Below are 22,136 nucleotides of genomic sequence, written 5' to 3'. Positions count from 1 at the left end.
ATCAGGTTAGTTATGCAAGCAACAGATTTTAAAAACAAAAAAGTAATGGTATTTGGTTGGGCACGCTCAGGAAAAGCAGCAGCACAACTATTAACAAAATTAGGTAGCAAAGTTACAGTGGTCAATGGCGGCGAATTTGATGCGCAAGATGCTACTTATCGATCGTTATTGGCTGCTGATGTAACATTGATTGGCACGGACAATGCCGAAACGCTTGATAGCACATATGATTACCTGATTAAAAATCCTGGTATTAATTATGACCATCCTTTAGTGCAAAAAGCTGAAAAACTTAATATTCCTATATTGACAGAAGTTGAGATTGCCTTGAGCACTTTTAATGGTCGCTTGATAGCAGTAACTGGCTCGAACGGAAAAACAACAACTACATCATTAATTCGTGATATGTTGAAGGCTGACGGCCAAAATGTAATAACTGCGGGAAATATCGGTGTTCCAGTTAGTGAAGTGGTTTTTGATTTAACTCGAGAAGATACTTTATTATTGGAGTTATCTAGCTTCCAATTATTAGGACTACCTGATATCCAACCAGACATCGCGTTGGTTACTAATATTTTTTCAAATCATTTAGATTACCATAAAACGCGCGCCAACTATGTTGCTGCTAAATTCCGCATTACGCGTCATCAAAATGCTAATCAATACTTGGTTTTAAATGCTGATGGGCAAGATACAGAAAAGTTTAAAAATGAAACTGAGGCTCAAGTTTTAGAATTTTCTAGAACAAAACAGCATTTTCCAGTTGCATTTTCGAATGGTAATTTGACATTAACAGATGAAATTGTGATGCCTACTAAGGATATTAAGTTAGTAGGACCACATAATCAGGAAAATATTTTAGCTGCTGTAACAGTAGCTAATTTAGCCGGTGTGTCTAAACCAGCTATTCGAGAAGTTTTAAAAACGTTTAGTGGTGTAGCACATCGACTGCAATATCTGTTCACAGCTGGTGATGTTAAATACTATAACGATTCTAAAGCAACAGATATTGAAGCCACCCAAACCGCTTTGGATAGTTTTGATTGTCCAACGATATGGATTGGAGGCGGTTTAGAGCGTGGCGATGATTTGGAACGTTTGCTACCAAATCTAAAAAATGTGAAGGCAGTTATTGCTGTTGGAGAAACGCAACAAAAAATTGTAACACTTGCACGTGAGGCTGGAAAACCAGTGATTGCTGTGACTGATGTCGAACATGCTGCGCCAGTAGCTGTTCAATTAGCTTCACCAGGAGATGTAGTGTTGCTTTCTCCGGCACAGGCAAGTTGGGATCAATATAGTAGCTTTGAAGAGCGCGGTGATAATTTTGTTGCATCACTGAAAGAAACATTGAATTCATGAGAGGACTAAAATGAAAATAATTCTATCGGGTGGTGGTACTGGTGGTCACATTTACCCAGCATTGGCACTAGCTGAAGTCATTCGTAAACATGAGCCGGATACGGAATTTTTGTATGTTGGTTCAGAACGTGGTGTGGAATCAAACATTGTGCCGGCCACAGGCATGCCTTTTGAAAAATTAACTGTTCAAGGCTTTAAAAGATCTTTTTCATTAGAAAATATCAAGACAGTATCATTATTCTTAAAAGCGGTTAAAGAGGCTAAAAAGATTATTAAGGATTTTGATCCTGATGTTGTAGTTGGAACAGGTGGATATGTCAGTGGCGCTGTTGTCTATGCTGCCCAAAGGCTGCACATCCCAACTGTTATACATGAGCAAAATTCAGTGGCAGGCGTTACAAATAAGTTTTTGTCACGTGGTGCAACTAAGATAGGTGTCGCTTTTGATGCTGCGCTGTCACAATTTCCTAAAGACAAAGTATTTGTTGTAGGAAACCCGCGGGCCCAACAGGTGGCATCTATTAAGTCTAATTTTTCATGGCAACAAATTGGATTGAGCGATGAAAAGCCATCATTATTGATATTTGGAGGCTCTCAAGGGGCACCGCCAATCAATTTAGCTGTCATTGATGCTATGCAAGAGTTTAATAAAAGAAATTATCAAGTCGTTATTGTGACTGGTCCAAAGCGATATGAAAATGTTTTAGATCGGCTGACTACACAGCCAGCAGATAATGTTCGAATTTTACCTTACATTGAAAACATGCCAGAGGTATTGGCAAAAACGTCGGCTATTGTATCTCGAGCTGGTGCAACGTCTATTGCTGAAATCACGGCACTGGGCATTCCATCAATTCTAGTGCCAAGCCCCTATGTTACTGGTGACCATCAAACAAAAAATGCACAAAGCCTAGTTGATGCAGGCGCTGCATTGATGATTACTGAACCAGCTTTGTCAGGGAAAGCATTATTGCTAGCAGCGGATTCGCTGTTATTAAATGAATCTGTTAGCAAAACAATGACAGAACAAGCTAAAAATGTTGGCATCAGAGATGCTGGAGATCGTTTATACGCGTTAATATTAGATGCAATTGGTGAATAATGGAGAAAATTAAATCACAATTTATGAAGCGACGACCGTTACAACTTTGGATTAGTTTGACGGCTTTTGTTGTTTTAATTGTCGGTTTAATTTTGAGTTTACAACCATGGCGTACGATTAGTTCAGTTAACATTGATTCGAATATGTTAACCAAACAACAAGTTCAAAAATATGTTGGCATTAACGATAAAACACCACGCTGGCGTGTTCTTGGACAAACGACCTTCATCGCGCATCGATTAATAAAAAAAGATGCCAAAGTTTATTCTGCTGATATTGATTTGGACAGTAATGTCGTTTCAATCAAAGTTGTTGAAAATATTAGTGCAGGATTTGTGAAAAAAGATGGTCAATGGTATGCACTTAACCGTCAAGGGAAATCAAAAAAAGTTGATAATCCTAACGGAAATGCACCAATTTATAGTAACTTCAAAAATAACGCGCAACTGACTAACACGGCTAAAACTTTCTCACAGTTTGAATTATCATTAAGGCAGAACATAAGTCAAATCATATATTCACCAACCAAGGACAACAATAATCGTTTGAAGATTATTATGACGGATGGAAATACAGTTTTGGCTACGCTGAAGACATTTGGGAAAAAAATGATTTATTATCCTGGTATTGCAGCTCAAATGCAAACCAAGGGAATAATTGATTTACAATATGGTGCATATTCCTACGGATATGGTTCTAAATAGAACAGCAAATGAGTGGTAAAACACCTCATTTGTATGGTACCATTAGTACTAGGTATATTTTAAAAAAATAATTTATAAAGGGGCACGACGCATGAATAATTCAGGCGTGACGGTTGGATTAGACATCGGAACTACTTCAATCAAGGTTGTCATTACACAAATGACTGGTAATCAGTTCAATGTAATTGGTGCAGGAAATGCCCCATCTCGGGGCTTGAGACGTGGTGTCATCGTTGACATTGATGCGACTGCAAGTGCAATTCGTGAAGCGATTGACCAAGCACAAGAAAAAGCAAATATTCAAATCAGTGAAGTCGTAGCTGGTGTTCCAGCTAATCAAATTAAAATTATTAATGTCGACGGTTTAGTGTCGATTGCTAATCAGAATAAAAGAATTACATATCAAGATGTACAAAATGTTGCAACACAGGCCTTGTCGCGTGGATTGCCAGCTGACCATGATGTAATAGAATTGGTCGCTGAGGAATTTGTAGTTGATGGTTTTGATGGCATCAAAGATCCACATGAAATGATTGGTGTTCGGTTAGAGATGCATGGCATTGCTTATGTTGGGCCGGAAAAAGTTTTAGATAACACACGGATGGCTATTCAAAAAGCAGGATTAACTTTACGAGAATTTGTATTAGCACCATTAGCCATGGGATCTATCATTTTAAATGATGGGCAGCAAGATTTTGGAACTGTTCTTATAGATCTTGGTGGCGGCCAAACTAGTACTTCAGTTATCCATGATCGAAAACTCAAATTTACCTTCGTCGATATAGAAGGTGGAGATAATGTTACTAAAGATATATCAACTGTGTTAGGGACATCATATATTAACGCTGAGAAAATCAAGCGAGACTATGGATATGCAGATCCTTCGCAGACTGTGTCATCTAACGAATTTCCAGTAGAGGTTATCGGCGAAGAATTTACTAAGCAATTTGACGAACAGTATCTTTCAGAGATTATCGCTGCACGTTTAGAACAGATGTATACGCGACTATTTGAGCAATTAAAGCAAATTGGTGCGTTGAATCTACCAGGTGGTTTTGTTCTAACTGGTGGCAACGCTGCCTTACCGAAAATGGTAGACTTTGCAAAGCGAGTTTTGGGTGATAATGTCCGCTTGTTTGTACCAGATCAAATTGGTTTGCGGCATCCAGCCTATTCGCGTTCGCTATCCTATGCGATGTTTGCTTCTCGTGAAAGTATGACACAACAGGTGATTAAGCAAACTATTATGCAACGTCATGCAGTTGAACAACAAACTTCCATGTTACCAGAAGAGTATGGGGATGAAGTTGTGCAACAACCTGTAGAAAGTTTTCAGTATGATGGTGAAATTGTAAATGACCCGCAACAAGGCTGGTTTGGCAAAATGCGTCAAAAACTCAGCAATTTATTTAATGAAGAATAATCGAACATTTAAGGAGACGACTCATGGATTTTTCAATTGATGACGCGCAACAAGCAGGCGCAATCATTAAGGTTATCGGTGTTGGAGGCGGTGGTTCCAATGCTGTTAATCATATGATAGAAGAAGGTGTTAGCGGTGTCGAATTTATCGTTGCCAACACTGATGTACAAGCACTAGATAAATCAAAAGCAGACACAAAAATTCAAATTGGTCCTAAATTGACCGGTGGATTAGGTGCCGGTTCTAATCCTGAAAGAGGAACCAAGGCCGCTGAAGAATCATCAGAGGCAATTGCTTCTGCCATGACAGGGGCTGATATGGTAGTTATTACAGCTGGAATGGGTGGCGGAACTGGTAATGGCGCTGCTCCAGTTGTAGCACGTATTGCCAAGGAGCAAGGCGCTCTAACCGTTGCTGTGGTTACTCGTCCATTTAAGTGGGAAGGTCCAAAGCGTGGTCGTTATGCTGCCGAAGGTCTTCAAGCACTCTCAGAATCTGTCGATTCTTTGATTGTTATTACAAACGAACGTTTGAAAGATCGTATTGATTTGCGCACGCCATTGTCAGAAGCTTTTAAGGTAGTTGATGAAGTCGTGGCACAAGGTGTTCGTGGTATTTCAGAATTGATTACAAACCCAGGCTTTATTAACTTGGATTTTGCTGACGTTAAAACGGTTATGCAAGATGCCGGACCTGCTTTGATGGGTGTTGGACAAGCCAGTGGTGAAACGCGTGCAGCTGATGCAACTAAGCAAGCTATTTCTTCTCCATTGTTGGAAGTTGATATGGCAGGAGCTGAAGATGTTTTGTTAAACATCACAGGTGGTTTGGACATGTCATTGTTTGAGGCGCAAACAGCCTCAGAAGTGATTAGCCAAGAAGCCGGTCACGATGTCAATGTTATTTTTGGTACTTCAATTGATGAAAACTTGGAAGATTCAATTCGAGTTACAGTGATTGCTACTGGTTTACAAAATGTGACTGAAAAACCTAAAATGACTGAAAACACTGCTGCCTCAGCTGCAAATGTTTTTGGTTCTAACGTTAATACAAGTAGCACAACAAATACCAATGAAGCGCCAATAAACAATTCTGTATTTGAAAAGCCAGCACCTTCAAATGCTGCGCCTAAGCCTACAATGGCACAAAATGATCCATTTGCAGACTGGAACATTACGAATGATACAAAAGATGTATTCTCTGAGGAAAAACGTTTTGACGATGTTCAAAAGCAATCTTTTGATGTGTTTAATACGCCAACTTCAAGTGCATCTGTTGATTTGTCAAATGATGATGATAATGATCAGCCACCATTTTTCAAGAAGCGTTAAGGAGAACTTATGGCATTAGGTGATACAATTAAGCGTCTTTTCAGCAATGAAGAAGACGACTATTACGAAGAAGATGGGTATGAACAAAGTCAGCAGCAAGAGCAGCAGACAACACAACAAACTTCTTCACAACCACGATTTGTTAGACAAACTACCCAGTCACAAACTCCTGCAGGATTGAACAGCGCTAACAGTAAAATTGCTTTATTTGAGCCTAAAGTTTATTCAGATTCTCGTTCAATTGCGTCACAGATACTTGGCGGTGAGGCTGCAATCGTTAATTTTACTCAAATTGATGAAGCTCAAGCCAAGCGCATTTTAGATTTCCTAGGCGGTACAATATACGCTGTTAATGGGGAAATTGAACGCATCGGACAATCAATTTTTTTGGTAACGCCGAATACATTTGAGATTTCTGGCACATTGACGGATAACCTTGAACCAAACAGCCGGTACTAATACACATGATAATAGAAATTATTAAATGGGTTTTTAACCTGATTCAATATTATGAATATGCCATTGTCGTTTATATCTTAATGTCTTGGCTTCCTGGCGCACGTGAATCTGGCTTGGGGCGGTTCCTTGGAAAAATTGTTGAACCTTACTTAAGTATGTTTCGCTTTATTCCGCCTATAGCAATGATTGATTTTTCACCAATTGTCGCCATAATTGCTTTGAATTTTGCTCGTAGTGGTTTATTACACTTGGTTAATTTGTTTCTATGACAAACAAGCTATCAACAATTAGTCAACATTTTCGTTCAAATGAACAACCATTTGTAAAGCAAGTTGATGATTGGATTCAACAATCTAGAAATGAATATCGTAGTATTTTAACACGATTTCTCAATCCACGGGAACAGTACATTTTAAATGTTTTAGTGAATCATGCTGCTGATTTAGCTGTTTACTTTAATGGTGGTGTTCAAGGTGCGGAAAGCCAGCGTGCTATTCTTATACCCAAGGAATATCCTCAAGATGATTTGGAATTTGAGATATCATTGCTTGAAATAAAATATCCTACTAAATTTGATGACCTGCATCACTCAACTATTTTAGGCTCAATGATGTACAGTGGAATTAGTAGAAATGTTATCGGTGATATTTTATATGATCAGACACACAGTCGATGGCAAATCATCATTGATTCAAAGATGCAACATTACATGCAACAGATGGTTACCAAAATTGGTCATGTTCAAGTGTCTCTAATAGAATGTGATCTTAATAACGTACTACCCCATATAAATGACTGGGAAGAAAATTTCTTGTTGTTATCTTCTTTACGACTTGATACGGTAATTTCAGCTGGATTTGACCTATCGCGTTCTGGTGCTAAAAAGCTAATTGAAGAAAATCAAGTGCGCGTGAATTGGAGCGAAATAGCTAAACCGGATGTAGAATTAGCAATCGGTGATGTTATTTCAGTCAGAAAGCATGGTCGAGTTCAGATTAAATTGCTTGACGGAATAAGTAAAAAAGGCAAGATTAAATCCATTGTCAATATTATCCGGAGATAGTGAGCAAGTATGAAATAACTGTAGTTGTGAACGCACAAAACATATTAAAGGAGAAAAATTATGGCATTAACACCTGATGAAATTTTGAATCATGAATTTACAAAAAAAGGCAGCAAAGCTTACATTGCAACAGATGTCGACGCATTTCTGGACCAGATTAACGGTGATTATGAAGCCCTGATTGCAGAACGTGATGAATTAAAGCATCAAAATGAACTAGCTCAAGTAAAGATTGAAGAGCTAGAATCAAAACGTGATCAAGTGAATCAATCAATCTTTGTTGCCCAAGAAGCAGCTGATCGCTTGAAGCAAGATGCTGATGTCGAAGTGAAAAAGCAGTTGACTCATGCACAAGAATCAGCGACGAAAATTATTAATGATGCTCGAGCAAAGGCAGATGCTGATGCTGTTCGTTTAGCCCAAGAAAATGCTGATCTAACGAACGAGCAAAATCAATTACGTACTGAAGTTGAAGATTTTAAAAATTCATTCTTGCAATTATTGGAATCTCAGCGTAAACTATTAGAAAGCGATGAGTTAGCAGAAGCAGTTCATCGTTTACCAATGGGGCAAGTAACTGCTCATCGTATTGGCGAAATCGCTAAGGCTGAGCCAGTAGCTATTCCTGAACCTGATGAAGAACAGAAGGATCCAGAGTCAAGCGAGGAGCAAGGCCCTGTGGTAGTGTTTCCGGGATCAGAACAAAACGAAGACGATAAATAATTATAAAAAGCGTAACACAGCAAGGTTGGCATTCATACGTGCAGCGAGTCATGGTGGTTAGAGATGATCGTCCCTGATGTTGACCAGATCAGTTACTATTTTGTTTAGCTGAATATCAATATTTAGTAAGCTAAGCCGGTGAGGATCGTTAAACCCCAGTTGAGGGCAGCATTTTTATGCTGCTAAACGTTGGGTGGTACCACGCTATTGCGTCCCTATGCTTTCGAGCATAGGGGCTTTTTATATTTATTATGGTTTAAATAAATTTGTTTAAAATGGCTAAAAAATGATAAAAAGGAGAATTTATCAATGAAATATAAAGATACATTAAATCTTGGAAAAACAGGATTTCCAATGCGTGGTTCGCTACCTAAAACTGAACCCGAGCGTCAAGCAAAATGGTATGCACAGGATTTATACCAAAAAAGATTGTCCCAAAATCAATTGAAACCACATTTTAATTTGCACGATGGGCCACCATATGCGAACGGAAATATTCACATTGGTCATGCTTTGAATAAGATTACTAAAGATATTATTGTTCGCTATAAGAATATGGCAGGTTTCTATGCACCGTATGTTCCAGGCTGGGATACACATGGTCTACCAATTGAGCAACAATTGACAAAGCTGGGGCACGATCGCAAAAGTATGCCAAAGCATGAGTGGCGTAATTTGGCGAAAGATTTTGCTCTGAAGCAGGTTGATACACAACGTGCTGACTTTAAGCGACTCGGTGTGTTAGGTGATTGGGATAATCCATACATAACTTTACAACCTGAATTTGAATCAGCACAAGTTCGAGTTTTCGGTACTATGGTTTCCAAAGGGTATATCTTTAAAGGCGCAAAGCCAGTTTATTGGTCATGGTCTTCTGAATCTGCATTGGCTGAAGCTGAAATTGAATATCATGATATTGATTCAACGTCTTTGTTTTATGCAAACAAAGTTAAAGATGGTCATGGTCTCTTGGATGAGGATACGTACTTTGTAGTTTGGACGACGACACCCTTTACAGTGACGGCTTCTCGTGGAATTACCTTAGGTCCTGATTTTGAATATTCGGTGGTGAAACCAGTTGGGGAAGACCGTAAATTCGTTGTAGCCACAGACTTACTTGAAACAGTGGCGCCTAAGTTTGGCTGGGAATCATGGGAAACGGTCGCTGCTTACAAGGGACAAGAACTTGATAAGATTACTGCATACCATCCATGGGATAGTGAGCAAGAAGAGCTAGTTATGAATGCTGATCACGTTACCCTAGATTCTGGAACTGGATTGGTCCATACTGCTCCTGGTTTTGGTGAAGATGATTATAATGTAGGTAAAAAATATGGTTTGCCTGCTGATGTCACTGTTGATGCCAAAGGATTTATGACGGCTAATGCTGGTCCTGATTTTGAAGGCAAGTTTTACGATGATGTTGTTGGTACGGTGATTAATAAGTTAACCGATGCGCGCTTGTTCTTGGCAAAAGAGAAAATCACGCATTCATATCCATTTGACTGGCGTACAAAAAAGCCTATCATTTGGCGAGCCGTGCCACAATGGTTTGCATCTGTTGAAAAATTCCGTAGTGAAATTTTATCAGAATTAGATAAAGTTGCTTATTTCCCAGAATGGGGAAAGGTGCGTCTGCACAATATGATTCGTGATCGTGGTGATTGGGTCATCTCACGCCAACGTGTTTGGGGTGTGCCATTACCAATCTTTTATGCAGAAGATGGGACAGCTATCTTAGATGAAACTGTCATTAGCCATGTTGCCGATTTATTTGCAGAACATGGTTCCAATTATTGGTTTGAACATGAAGCTAAGGATTTGTTGCCTGAAGGCTATACTAATGAACATTCTCCAAATGGTGAATTTACCAAGGAAGAAGACATCATGGATGTGTGGTTTGATTCTGGTTCTTCATGGAATGGCGTATTGAATACACGTCCACAATTGGACTATCCAGCTGATATGTATTTGGAAGGATCTGATCAATATCGTGGTTGGTTTAATTCTTCATTAATCACTTCAGTTGCTGTCAATGGTGTAGCACCATACAAGGCTATCTTGTCACAAGGATTTACCCTTGATGGTAAAGGTAACAAGATGTCAAAGTCACTGGGTAATACGATTTCTCCTATTGAAGTGGCCAACAAGCTTGGTGTTGAAATTTTACGTTTGTGGACAATTTCTGTTGATACATCGCAAGATATGCCTGTATCAAATGAAATTTTGAAACAAGTTTCAGAAAATTATCGTAAGTTGCGTAATACATTGCGTTTCTTGATGGCCAATACAGCTGATTTTGATCCAACAAAAGATGCAATTGCTTACAGTGATTTATCTGCACATGATCAGTATTTCTATGCTTTAGAAAATGAGTTCGTTGCAGATATTCGTAAAGACTATGATAATTATCAATTAAATGATATTTTCAAGCGTGTTATTAATTTTGTCAACGTTGACTTATCAGCCTTTTATTTGGATATTGCTAAAGACGTCGTCTATGTTGAAGCCCCAACAAGTCATGCCCGACGCTCTATGCAAACCGTATTTTACAAAACGTTAACTGATCTTGTACGATTACTATTGCCAGTATTACCACATACTGCTGAAGAAGTATGGGAGTATTTGCCACATGAAACAGCTGAATTTGCTTACTTGACAGATATGCCTGAGGTAGAGGATTTGGGTGACACGACAGCACTGTTTGATCACTGGGCAGTGTTTATGAAGTTACGTGATGCAGTTAACAAAATATTAGAAGAAGCGCGTGAAGCAGATTTGATTGGTAAAAATGCTGAAGCAGCTTTGACAATGTATTTGACGACTGAGCAACAAAACTGGTTAGCAGAATTGCATGCCGATGTTCGTTTGCTTCTAATGGTATCTCAATTGCATGTTCAAGATGTTCAAGACGCTGAGAATGCTAAAGATTATGATGGTTGGCAATTGGCTGTTGCTCATGCAACAGGCGGTGTTTCTCCACGAGATCGTATGTTCCATGAGGACTTAGGTGCTGATTCAGCTTTCCCAGAATTATCAAAACATGAAGCTGAAATCATACGCGAGTTTTATCCAGAAGCTGTAACAGAGGGCTTGGAGTAAATTAAAAACATTACACTTTTATTATGTGTAATGTTTTTTTGTTTGGCAATTATTTGTTTAGTGAAGGTGAGTTTTTAGTAATTAGTTTGTTATTTAGTTGTAATTTTGATAAAATAATGGGTAAAGTGTTTATAGGAGTAGGGCTTATGGGCGAAAATGATCAACTTAAAATTTGGCAAGATGAATTAGTAAAAATTATTAACGATTTAAACACACCACACACACTTGGTGGCATTACGAACCCAGCAAATCGTAAACATGATTCAATGTTGGCGCGTCGAGCACTAGATAATTTAATTATTTTGAGTGAAGAAATTAATACGGCGCGTCATAGTAATGATGAATAGTAACTCTGAAACAATGCCCTTCTGATTTTAAATATATATGTCAAGGTATGCTACTTGACATATATATTGGTATATGGCATAATTATATAGTAAATTAAAAGTGTAAAAAGCACAAAAGAAATTTGGAGGACTACCACAATGGCAGTTAAAATTCGTTTGAAGCGCATGGGTGCAAAGAAGCGTCCATTCTACCGTGTCGTTATTGCTGATTCACGTTCACCACGTGATGGCCGTTTTATCGAAACAGTTGGTACATATAACCCAATCTCACAACCAGCAGAAATCAAGTTGGATGAAGAAAAGATTTTGTCATGGTTGGGTAATGGTGCACAACCATCTGACACAGTTCGTAACTTGTTGAGCAATGCAGGTATTTTGGCAAAGTACAACGAATCAAAGTCAGGCAAGAAGCCAGCTAAGAAAGCAACAACTAAGGAAGCTTCAGCTAAGAAGCCTACAGATAAGAATACTGTTGCAGAAATCAAAGCATATTTGGATGCCCAAGGCACTGCATATACTTCATCTGCTAAGAAGGCTGATTTATTAGCACTTGTTTAATATAACTGACGAAACAGTCGCTTCTATAATTGGAAGCGACTGTTTTTATTTATCGAATATCGTGTGTCGATAATAACATCATTAATAAGGGAGAATTAATATGTTACTAAGTTTTGTAAATGTTACACTGGTATTTTTGATTGGAACATTGCTTGTTAATATCATCGCGGTGACGTTGAATCGCAGAATAAAATGGTTCATTTTGAGCACCTTGATTGAATTTATTTTGGCCTATGTTGTGCTGTATATTCAGTTGCCGCCAAAGAATATGACAACATTGATCAATGTCAATATTTTATTTGCATTTGTTGCAGCAATTATTAACTTAATTGGCTATGCTGGATTAGCTTCTTTTGATAAAATTCGTGATTGGGGAAGCAAAAATTATGCCAAAGATGTGAGTGACCGTACAAAAACTTATTTCTTTCGTCGCTATATTTTTGTTGCAGTAGCACCACTCGTATTGTGGATAGCAGTAGGGGCCGTGTCTTTTGTCACAAAGCTAACCAGTATTAATAATGTTTATAGTTCAATACCAGCTAAAACTAAAGGGTCTTCGGAGTTGTTGACATCCGCTAAGGATATGCCAATTGCGCTGGCACCTGATACTGCCAAAAGGAAAATGCAACAAAAATTTAGCGTCATTCCTAATTCAAACATGTATGAATTGGACGGGATTACTGCTCAAGTAGTTAATGGTAAATATGTTTATGTGGCTACAGTAGAGTTTAATGGTTTTTTCAAATGGTTAAAGAATAAATCAGTTCCAGGATATTTCATTATTAGTGCAACTGATGTTAACGCACAACCAAAATTTGTTAAGGAACGATTAAAATACAGTCCATCGGCGTATCTAAATAATGATGCGGCGCGTAAAATATATGCGTCAGCACCAACTTATGCTAGCATGGGCAATATGAATTTAGAAATTGATGAGAATGGTACACCATATTATATTCAAACACTATACCGTGAATATGGTGTTTCAGGACGAATGAAGTTCAATGAATTTAAAACAGCTGTGTTGAATGCGCAAACTGGTGAAGTTAAAATTTACGCGGCGAATAAGGCACCAAAATTTATTGATGCACCTATTACAAGTTCCGCAGCAAATAAAATGAATGAATTTTATGGTCGATATCAAAAGGGTTGGTGGAACCAAACATCTTTTGGCGCAAAACGTGATGTGAAAATTCCAACCGATAATGGTGTTTATGCTTCGGGTCAAATCACACCATTAATTGATTCAAAGGGGAACTTATTGTACTTCACTGATTTTACGTCTGGTAATAATAATCAGGATTCTGCTCTTGGTTATTCATTAATTAATGCTCGAACGGGTGAATTAACTTATTATCGTGACACCCATTCAGGACTAATGGACTCAGATGGTGCGATCAGCATTGCAGATAAAATATATCCCGAGAAAAAATGGGTAGCACAAAGGCCAATTCTATATAATATTGATGGCACACCAACATGGGTTGTTTCATTATTAGATAGTAAGGGAATCTTTAAAAAGTACGTATATATTAATGCTATTGATAACGACATTGTCGTCGATGGTGATAATGCCCAAGAGGCACTTGATGATTATCGTAATGATTTAGCTTCAAATAGTACAAACAATCACTCAACGAACAAAAAGTATGATAAAACCATTAGCGGTAGCGTAACACGTGTTGCATTAATTAATGATGGTAAAAATACGATTGTTAATTTTATGGTCGAAGGACAGTCCGCTGTCTTTAAGATTGACGCAGATAATGCGCCTAAGGCTGTATTCTTAAAAGAAGGCGATAAAGTCAGTTTCAAAGCAAATATGTTAGATGATGCGAAGATTGCGACAATCGAGAAAATAACGATTGATGGGTTAAAGTAAATAGTCATAGGAATTAGAAAAGCGTACGAACAATCGTGCGCTTTTTCTGTTAAAATAACATTAATAGTAAATGGAAAGAGGTGTGACATGGCTTTTTTAGAAGTTAATTATTATTCAAAAGTGCTTGGTATGGATCGTGTGATGAATGTTATTCTACCCGAATTATCAGATCATAACCCAACTTGGACAACAGAAACTTTAAAGGATATTCCTGTATTGTACCTTCTCCATGGTATGTCAGGTGATCATGCAATTTGGCAACGTCGGACATCAATTGAACGTTTAGTAAGGCAAACACCTGTGGCAATTGTAATGCCGTCTACTGACTTAGCTTGGTATACTAACACAACCTATGGATTGAACTATTTTGATGCATTGGCACGTGAGCTACCTGAAAAAGTAGCTAGCTTATTTCCACAAATATCAACTAAAAGAGAAAAAAATTTCGTAGCCGGACTGTCAATGGGTGGTTACGGTGCGTTTAAGTTGGCCTTGGGAACAAGTCAATTCAGTTATGCCGCCTCTCTTTCCGGAGCATTAGTAGGCAATCCGAGACAAGAAGACTTTTTAAATATGGAAAAGCTTTCATATTGGCAAGGAATTTTTGGCGATTTTGATGATTTTGCTGGTTCTAAAAATGATATTTTAGCTCTCGCCAAGACGTGTCACAAGCGACCAAAACTATATGCATGGATAGGAGAACAAGATTTTTTGAAGCCCATTAATGATGTTGCTATATCAACTTTGCAGCAATTGAATTATGATATTACATACGAAACAGCACCTGGCACACACGAATGGTATTATTGGAACAAACAAATTGAACGCGTGTTAGAATGGCTACCAATTAACTATGTTCAGGAAGAGAGATTGAGTTAATGTCACTCAATGTTGTAATGGGTAATGGTCAACATGACTTAAGATCCGAAATGTTGACAATGATTCAACAGCAATTTTGTCAAAATGAGTTGCTGACAGTTTTTTATATTGTCCCTAATCATGTGAAATTCGATAGTGAGGTCAATGTACTGCAGCGCTTTTCAATAATGAATGGTAACGACGACAGTGAGTTGTATGCGCAAAGTCGTCTGCAAGTCTACTCATTAACCCGTTTAGCTTGGGCATTAATGAAAAACACACCAGATCGGCAACCAGATATCGTCGAACCGACGGGATTATTTATGATTGTTTCAAATATTTTACGTGAACAATCAGATAATTTACCAGTGTTCTCACGGATGCAAACAAAAAGTGGCTTTGTGTCTGCATTGGTTGCCCAGCTGGTCGAGTTACGCGCTAGTAATGTCACGCCAGAAAATTTATTAGAAGTTCTTGAGAAGTCTGCAGATAATATATTTCTGAGACAAACACTTAATGCCAAGTTACATGATTTGGCGATCGTGGCTGATGATTTTAATGCTCGCATGGGTGAGAATCAAATTACAGGACAGGAAACATTGATTGCCTTTGCAAAACAGTTGGCTGATCTTAAACTATCTAACGTTGCATTTTATTTTGATGGGTTTAATGGGTTTACAAGTGCAGAAATGATGGTAGTCAATCAATTAATTACTACTTACCCAGTGACAATGGGTATCCTCGGTGACCCTGAAAAAATGGGTCAACAACGAGAAGGTGATGTGTTCTTTAAACCAATGACAACGGTTGAACAATTATCCATAACAGCACGTACTGCACAGCAAGAAGTGGCTATTACTGCTGCTACAAAAATGAGACCACTATCAAGGACCGCGCAACAGGTTTTAGGCGCTTGGGCGTGCCTGGGTGAGTACCGCAATTTTACTGGCTCACGAGATGAGGTACACTTGAATGTTTTTGCGGCCGAAAATCCAATTACTGAAATTAAAGAAGTAGCACGACGTATTAGGCGTTCACTAGTTGATGATCCAACATTACATTTACGTGATATTATTATTTTGTCACGAGATTTAACACCGTATCAAGCACATATAGAAGCAGTCATGTCGCAATTTGAATTACCATATTTTTTGGATATGGATGTGAATATGATGAATCATCCCTTGGTAGAGCTAATATTGAACTTGTTAGCACCTAATAAATTTCAGTATCAGACGATGTTGGCGATTTTAAAGACAGGATTGTTACGACCAACTTTTGAAAATAAAATTGTTTCACACGACGAGTTTTTTGATATCGTTTCGCACATGGATAACTATTTATATGCTTATCGACCATATGAATCAAGGTGGCGTGATTTTTCACGACCATTTAAACTTTTTCAAGTGACGCGAGATGACGATGATACAGAAATTTCAGAAGACGAAAAAGTTAACAACCGCTTGGAATATCTACGCCACTTTATTGTCGAAGCTTTTGATGAGTTGGATGACGGATTTGCAATGGCTAAAAATTTGCGTCAGTCGGTGACGCATCTCGTGTTATGGTTACAAAAATATCATGTAACCGATGCTCTTTTAGAACAGCGTGATGATTTTATTGCACAAGGAAATTTATCTCGTTCACAGCAGAGTGAAGAAGTTTGGCAAATGCTGACAAAAACTTTAGACGAGATGGTTGAAATTGATGGCGAGCGTAGTGTATCACTCACTGATATAGTGACCACGTTGCAAGCTGGTTTGTCTGGCGCAAAATTCTCTGGTATACCGAATAATTTGGACCAATTAATGATTTCAGAAGCAGGAATTGTTCAAAATACGCAGTATAAACAACTTTATTTTATTGGTGGCACACGTCAGAATTTGCCAGCACAAGTAAAAAATGCAGCGCTGATCAATGATGCTGAGCGATCAATTGTGCAACCTGCTTTGCAGTCAGGAACTAATCCGCGTTATTTGCAAAACACTGCACAACAGCAGATGGCAGAAGAAAACCTTCTTTTTTATGGAAGTTTGATGAGCTCCATCGGGTCAATAACACTTTCTTACCCAATTTTGGAACCAAGTGGACAACTAGCAGAAATGTCACCGTTTTTCAAACGATTAGTAGATACATTTAATAGTGAAGTAGAGGTAATCGGTAGTATACCAAGTAGCGCGGCATCGCTATTAAAGCAATATGTTGGGACAGCAAGAGCAACTTTGTCTGATTTGGTTAAAATTTTACCTGTTTACGGCCAGACAGCAGCTTTTAAAGCCGTTCAAAATGTTATTTCCAATACAATGCAAGATAGACTTGAACGTGTATTATCAGCACCAAATTATCAAAATAATACTACAAAATTAAAGCCAGAATTTATCTCGGCTTTGTTTGGTGAACGACTAAACGTCTCTATATCACAGTTGGAAAGTTATTATAGTAATCCATTTGCTTACTTTCTCCAGTATGGTTTGAAGCTGCAAGAGCGCGCAACGAACGAACTGAATGTGGCTCAAACTGGTACGCTTTATCATGCGGTTTTTGAAAATGTGCTCCATGAATTAATTGTAAAAAATAAAAGTTTACGCGATATCACTGGGGATGAATTACGTGCTTTAGTGCGACAACATATGCAGAGTCAATTAGCGTTACCAGCGTTTGAAATATTAAATGACTCTGGCAAAATGCGGGCAACTACAAACTATTTGACACGTGTCTGTGAAACGCTAGTACTGAATTTACAAGCTGCGGCACGAGAAAATACGAGCAAACCAGAAGCAGTTGAGCAACTATTTGGTTTTTCAAAGGAGTCATTACCACCACTTTCTTTTGCACGTATGCAAGTGCGTGGTAAACTTGATCGTTTTGATAAGCAAGATGTAAATGGCGAATTCGGTACAATCATTGATTATAAATCAAATGGCAAAACCTTTAACTGGGGTCAAGCTTACGATGGTTTGCAAATGCAATTGTTAACTTATTGGGACGCTGCCCAACAAAGCGCAGAAAAGCTTGGTGTCGCGGCTATTGGAGGTGCTTTTTTTGCCAAAATATCTCCAGAAAAAACCAAAATAACGGATAAAACAGATCTTAATGCGCTATTTACTGGCAAATTAATACCAGAAACTTTTAAGTATCGTGGTCTTTTTATTTCTGAGCCAGCGTATGTTTCTGCGCTGACAACTTTAGAACCACAAGAAAAATCAGCTCACTATCCAGTAGTGTTACTGAAAAACGGTGCGTTAGGAAAGATTGGTGTAGACGCAGTTGATCCAGATGAGTTTGCTTTATTACTACAGCGTAATCGTGAAAATATTATTACTGCGGGAGATCTCATTTTGTCTGGGTATTTTCCAATTATGCCAGTTGAAGGTGGATTGACTTATTCTCCTTATCTTGATATTATCCGTTTTGATCGTGCTTTGGGTGATGCCTATAAAGTGCAGTCGCCAGCTGATAAAAACACAATCATTAAATTATTGAAAGGTGGTCAAGATTAATGGCAACCAAATTCACAAAAAATCAGCAACGTGCAATTGAAGAAAAGGGTCATAATATTCTAGTTGCTGCATCAGCCGGGTCGGGAAAGACAACTGTTTTAATTGAGCGTCTCATTCAAAAAATTTTAAGTGGTGTGAGTGTCGAAAAATTTTTAATTGTAACTTTCACAAACGCTGCTGCAAAAGAAATGCGGGAACGTTTAGAAGTCGCTATTGAAAAACGTTTAAAGGTAGCTGATGAAAGTCAAAAACGCTTTTTACAAGAGCAACTCTTGATATTACCAGCAGCGAACATTTCAACCATAGATGCGTATGCTTTACGAATTATTGAAATGTATTACCATATCATTGGGTTAGACCCACAATTTCGATTATTGTCAGATACGGCTGAACGTAAATTATTGCAACAAGATGTGTTAACTGATGTTTTAGCTGATTTTTATGATGAAAATAACATTCATCATGAGCAGTTTTTAACATTAGTAAATAATTTTGGTAATCCAAATCAAGATGACCAGTTACAGAAAATCATTTTAAAGTTATCAGATTTTGCAGAAGCCCGCGCTGACGGAAATGAATGGTTAGAGAAGCTACGTGAACCTTATGAAGTGACAGGGGAACCACTGACAGCAACAGCGTTATATGTACGCAGTATTCGGCCAATTATCCTAGAAATTATTAAGAATCTGATTAAAAAAGTTGAAGAAGTACAACTTACTATTACAGGAATTGATGAACTCAAAAAAACACAAGATGCTTTTCTTGAGATCCAAGATTATTTATTATTAATCCAAGACAAAGCGATGGTTGCACCTTGGGATGAACTTCGGGAAGCTATTTTAGACACACCAAGTGGTAAGATTAATTCTCAAACAAAGGCAATCAAAGAAGATCCGGATTTGTCAGCCACGCTTGAAGTGGCTCGACAGATTAAAGGGCAGGTTGTTGGCGTCAAATCGCAAATGAATTCATTGATAACATCTTATTTTGCACTCGATGAAAAGTCATGGCAACTAGTGCAAAAAGAATCTTATAAGCTAATTGATACGCTAATTCTCGTAACGCAAGCATTCCGAGAATCATTTAGAAGGACCAAGCGCGAAGAAAAATTACTTGATTTCCCAGATTTAGGAACTTTGGCGTTAGCAATACTATCAGATGATGTTACCAAACAAACAATCCAAGGGCAATTTGATGAAATTTTAGTTGATGAATATCAAGACATCAACCAATTACAAGAAACTCTGTTAACTAGTGTCTCGAACGGGCATAATATGTATATGGTTGGGGATGTGAAGCAAAGTATTTATGGCTTTCGTCAAGCAGAACCATCTCTGTTCACAAACAAATATAAACAATTTGCGAAAAAAGAAAGCGATGATATTCGTATTGATTTAGCGGATAATTTTAGATCGCAAAACAACGTCACCAATATTACGAATTTGATTTTTACGCAAATAATGGATGAAACACTTGGAGATATTGCCTACGCGGGTGAGGCAAAACTAGTTCCGAAAGCCGCTTATCCAGATGATGTACCTGCTGTATTTCATATGGACATTATTGTCGAAGACGCTGAAGAAGATTTGGAAACTGATACGGAAGTATTTGAGAAAAGGCAGGCCCAATATGCTTTGCTAGCCGAAAGAATACTGAAGCTACGTGAAACTTCAATATTCGATCGTAAAGCTGATCCAGCCGGTCTTCGCCCAGTGGAGTACAGTGATATTGCCATTTTGACACGAGCCAAGTCGGGCTATATTGACCTTGTGTCAACCTTACGTGCGGCGGGAATTCCCGTTCAAGTTGAAGGTGTCGGTAATTATTTTCAGACGATGGAAGTGTATCTGATGCTCGATATATTGCGCGTCATAGATAATCCACATCAGGATATTCCATTAGCCGCGGTGTTACGTTCCCCAGTTTTTAACTTTGATGAAAATGAGTTGGCGGCAATTCGTATTGCAGATAAAATGCATGATTACTGGACAGCGTTGCAAGCTTACGCGCAACAAGATCAAAAAGCGCAAAATTTCCTCAATTTAATTGAAAAGTGGCATGCAATTGCGACACAAAACGATTTAGTAGCATTAATCTGGGCTATCTATGATGATACGGCGTGGCTTGATTACGTTGCTGGTATGCCGGGAGGTGCACAAAGACAAGCAAATTTGCATGCGTTATACGAATATGCGCGTACCTATCAAAATAATACGCATAGCGGTTTGTTCCGTTTTATTAGATATATTGAACAGTTGCAGTCTGGTGACAGCGATTTAGGCGAAGCAGCACAAGAAACGGATGCTCAAGCTGTAAGAATTATGACCATCCATGCATCAAAAGGATTAGAATTTCCAATTGTATTTTTACCAGAATTTGATAAATCATTTAATACCCAGGATTTAAAGGGCGGCCTATTGATTCAAAAAAATGAAGGTATAGGGGTAGAGTATATTCAACCAGATGCTTTGGTTATGATTCCTACATTACAAAAGCTTGTAGTGCAGCAGGCGTTAAAGCGACAGAGTTGGTCTGAAGAAATGCGCCTCTTATACGTTGCCCTGACGAGAGCTGAACAGCAATTGTATATCGTTGGTTCGGTTAAAGTCAAGGGAGAAGCAGGGAACCAATCCTTAAAATCTTTGTGGCAGCAATCCAAGAACGCCAATGGACAATTTTTACCTGAATTTTTGCGCTTACAAGCCGATTCATATCTAAAATGGACTATTATGAGTTTAGCTCGTACAAAAAATAAAGTACTAGAGGATTGGCTTGGTGATGGTCAATTACCAAGGTTGGTGGGATCTGAAACACCATTAACAGGAAAAGTGGCTGTTACACTCACAAATCAAAACGAAATTCATGCACCAATAGCGAGTACTAAAGGTAGTGAATTAGTTGAGGATGGAACCTATTCGCCGATGGATTTTGATCGAGCTAAAACAATTTTGAACTATCAATATGCTAACTTACAAGCAACACAAACAGCGGCGTATCAATCTGTGAGTGAAATCAAACAAATATTTGAGGACCCGGATCTTGCTCAGATGCAGACAGCCGTTATTACTGAAAATGGACAATTACAACCTGCTAATGTTTTGAAGGTTGACGAGTTACCTTTACCAGATTTTATGAATGACGGTTCGCAAAAACCATCAAGCTCTGCGGTAGGAACGGCAACACATTTGATCTTACAGTTGATTGATTTTACCAAAATTAATACAGTACAGAGCATAGAAAAATTACGTGACGAATTGGTTGAAAATAAAAGAATTTTGCCTAGCGTGGCACCACTAATTGAAATTGATGAGATTCTTGCATTTTTGCAATCCGACTTTGCCAAACAAATCATTGCTCACCAGAAGACGTTGCACAGAGAAGCTACTTTTGCTATGATTATGCCAGCCAATGATATTTATGACACACTAGAGGATTCTGCACCAGTGTTAATTCATGGTATTATTGATGGGTATTTTGTTGATGAAGCATCGCAAACAATCACATTGTTTGATTATAAAACCGACTTTGTTCGAAATGCTCAAATAGATGAAGACTTGACTAAATTGCAGGCGCGATATAAGGGACAGCTTCATTTGTATCAACAAGCACTTCAACGGGAATATGTTGGTTATCAGGTTGGTGATCCACAATTAATTGCTTTGAATGTCGGTCGAGTAATTAGTGTAAAATAGACAATAAATATTACTTATTGGGTTTTACAC

Annotated in this window: 16 protein-coding genes; all 16 read left to right on the top strand. The window is 38.3% G+C overall.

What is annotated here, in order from left to right:
• Window positions 1-12 precede the first annotated feature (12 nt).
• Complete coding sequence (gene murD / locus LEUM_RS07320) at window positions 13-1,362, top strand: UDP-N-acetylmuramoyl-L-alanine--D-glutamate ligase (protein ID WP_011680171.1); 1,350 nt, start codon at window positions 13-15, stop codon at window positions 1,360-1,362.
• Between the two features lie 10 nt (window positions 1,363-1,372).
• Window positions 1,373-2,464, top strand: a complete 1,092-nt coding sequence (gene murG, locus LEUM_RS07315; protein ID WP_010293865.1) for an undecaprenyldiphospho-muramoylpentapeptide beta-N-acetylglucosaminyltransferase — start codon at window positions 1,373-1,375, stop codon at window positions 2,462-2,464.
• Window positions 2,464-3,168: a cell division protein FtsQ/DivIB gene (locus tag LEUM_RS07310; protein ID WP_011680170.1), complete on the top strand. Its 705-nt coding sequence runs from the start codon at window positions 2,464-2,466 to the stop codon at window positions 3,166-3,168. Before murG ends, LEUM_RS07310 begins: the two co-directional genes overlap by 1 nt.
• 91 nt (window positions 3,169-3,259) lie before the next feature.
• Entirely contained in the window at window positions 3,260-4,591 is a 1,332-nt protein-coding gene (ftsA, locus tag LEUM_RS07305) for a cell division protein FtsA (protein ID WP_011680169.1), read from the top strand.
• 23 nt (window positions 4,592-4,614) lie between these two features.
• The gene (gene ftsZ, locus LEUM_RS07300; protein ID WP_011680168.1) at window positions 4,615-5,922 is read left to right on the top strand and encodes a cell division protein FtsZ; all 1,308 of its coding nucleotides are present in this window, start codon (window positions 4,615-4,617) and stop codon (window positions 5,920-5,922) included.
• A 9-nt stretch (window positions 5,923-5,931) separates the two neighbouring features.
• On the top strand, window positions 5,932-6,381 hold the full coding sequence (locus tag LEUM_RS07295) for a cell division protein SepF (RefSeq protein ID WP_002815191.1): 450 nt from the start codon (window positions 5,932-5,934) through the stop codon (window positions 6,379-6,381).
• Between the two features lie 5 nt (window positions 6,382-6,386).
• Window positions 6,387-6,650: a YggT family protein gene (locus tag LEUM_RS07290; protein ID WP_010286031.1), complete on the top strand. Its 264-nt coding sequence runs from the start codon at window positions 6,387-6,389 to the stop codon at window positions 6,648-6,650.
• Complete coding sequence (locus LEUM_RS07285) at window positions 6,647-7,444, top strand: YlmH family RNA-binding protein (RefSeq protein WP_011680167.1); 798 nt, start codon at window positions 6,647-6,649, stop codon at window positions 7,442-7,444. Before LEUM_RS07290 ends, LEUM_RS07285 begins: the two co-directional genes overlap by 4 nt.
• Before the next feature lie 60 nt (window positions 7,445-7,504).
• Complete coding sequence (locus tag LEUM_RS07280) at window positions 7,505-8,167, top strand: DivIVA domain-containing protein (RefSeq protein WP_011680166.1); 663 nt, start codon at window positions 7,505-7,507, stop codon at window positions 8,165-8,167.
• Between the two features lie 309 nt (window positions 8,168-8,476).
• Window positions 8,477-11,269 carry an isoleucine--tRNA ligase gene (gene ileS, locus LEUM_RS07275; protein WP_011680165.1) on the top strand — a complete coding sequence of 931 codons (2,793 nt, stop codon included), beginning with the start codon at window positions 8,477-8,479 and terminating at the stop codon, window positions 11,267-11,269.
• 146 nt (window positions 11,270-11,415) lie between these two features.
• On the top strand, window positions 11,416-11,616 hold the full coding sequence (locus LEUM_RS07270; RefSeq protein ID WP_010282506.1) for a hypothetical protein: 201 nt from the start codon (window positions 11,416-11,418) through the stop codon (window positions 11,614-11,616).
• A 138-nt stretch (window positions 11,617-11,754) separates the two neighbouring features.
• Window positions 11,755-12,174 carry a 30S ribosomal protein S16 gene (rpsP, locus tag LEUM_RS07265; RefSeq protein ID WP_011680164.1) on the top strand — a complete coding sequence of 140 codons (420 nt, stop codon included), beginning with the start codon at window positions 11,755-11,757 and terminating at the stop codon, window positions 12,172-12,174.
• A 100-nt stretch (window positions 12,175-12,274) separates the two neighbouring features.
• A complete protein-coding gene (locus LEUM_RS07260) occupies window positions 12,275-14,056 on the top strand; it encodes an MFS transporter (protein WP_011680163.1) in 1,782 nt (593 codons plus the stop codon).
• Window positions 14,057-14,143: 87 nt separating this feature from the next.
• Window positions 14,144-14,935: an alpha/beta hydrolase gene (locus LEUM_RS07255; protein WP_011680162.1), complete on the top strand. Its 792-nt coding sequence runs from the start codon at window positions 14,144-14,146 to the stop codon at window positions 14,933-14,935.
• Window positions 14,935-18,414: a PD-(D/E)XK nuclease family protein gene (locus tag LEUM_RS07250; protein WP_011680161.1), complete on the top strand. Its 3,480-nt coding sequence runs from the start codon at window positions 14,935-14,937 to the stop codon at window positions 18,412-18,414. Before LEUM_RS07255 ends, LEUM_RS07250 begins: the two co-directional genes overlap by 1 nt.
• Window positions 18,414-22,106 (top strand): helicase-exonuclease AddAB subunit AddA, encoded by a 3,693-nt coding sequence (gene addA, locus LEUM_RS07245; RefSeq protein ID WP_011680160.1) that lies wholly within the window; start codon window positions 18,414-18,416, stop codon window positions 22,104-22,106. Before LEUM_RS07250 ends, addA begins: the two co-directional genes overlap by 1 nt.
• Window positions 22,107-22,136 lie beyond the last annotated feature (30 nt).

The organism is Leuconostoc mesenteroides subsp. mesenteroides ATCC 8293 (genome assembly GCF_000014445.1).
GTDB classification, from domain to species: Bacteria; Bacillota; Bacilli; order Lactobacillales; family Lactobacillaceae; genus Leuconostoc; species Leuconostoc mesenteroides.
This window is presented reverse-complemented; position numbering and strand designations above follow the sequence as displayed.

Coding starts and splice junctions, on each gene's coding strand:
- rpsP (WP_011680164.1), top strand. CDS start 11,755: ATGGCAGTTAAAATTCGTTTGAAGCGCATGGGTGCAAAGAAGCGTCCA.
- LEUM_RS07255 (WP_011680162.1), top strand. CDS start 14,144: ATGGCTTTTTTAGAAGTTAATTATTATTCAAAAGTGCTTGGTATGGAT.
- murD (WP_011680171.1), top strand. CDS start 13: ATGCAAGCAACAGATTTTAAAAACAAAAAAGTAATGGTATTTGGTTGG.
- LEUM_RS07250 (WP_011680161.1), top strand. CDS start 14,935: ATGTCACTCAATGTTGTAATGGGTAATGGTCAACATGACTTAAGATCC.
- LEUM_RS07260 (WP_011680163.1), top strand. CDS start 12,275: ATGTTACTAAGTTTTGTAAATGTTACACTGGTATTTTTGATTGGAACA.
- LEUM_RS07290 (WP_010286031.1), top strand. CDS start 6,387: ATGATAATAGAAATTATTAAATGGGTTTTTAACCTGATTCAATATTAT.
- ftsZ (WP_011680168.1), top strand. CDS start 4,615: ATGGATTTTTCAATTGATGACGCGCAACAAGCAGGCGCAATCATTAAG.
- LEUM_RS07310 (WP_011680170.1), top strand. CDS start 2,464: ATGGAGAAAATTAAATCACAATTTATGAAGCGACGACCGTTACAACTT.
- murG (WP_010293865.1), top strand. CDS start 1,373: ATGAAAATAATTCTATCGGGTGGTGGTACTGGTGGTCACATTTACCCA.
- LEUM_RS07295 (WP_002815191.1), top strand. CDS start 5,932: ATGGCATTAGGTGATACAATTAAGCGTCTTTTCAGCAATGAAGAAGAC.
- LEUM_RS07270 (WP_010282506.1), top strand. CDS start 11,416: ATGGGCGAAAATGATCAACTTAAAATTTGGCAAGATGAATTAGTAAAA.
- LEUM_RS07285 (WP_011680167.1), top strand. CDS start 6,647: ATGACAAACAAGCTATCAACAATTAGTCAACATTTTCGTTCAAATGAA.
- LEUM_RS07280 (WP_011680166.1), top strand. CDS start 7,505: ATGGCATTAACACCTGATGAAATTTTGAATCATGAATTTACAAAAAAA.
- ileS (WP_011680165.1), top strand. CDS start 8,477: ATGAAATATAAAGATACATTAAATCTTGGAAAAACAGGATTTCCAATG.
- addA (WP_011680160.1), top strand. CDS start 18,414: ATGGCAACCAAATTCACAAAAAATCAGCAACGTGCAATTGAAGAAAAG.
- ftsA (WP_011680169.1), top strand. CDS start 3,260: ATGAATAATTCAGGCGTGACGGTTGGATTAGACATCGGAACTACTTCA.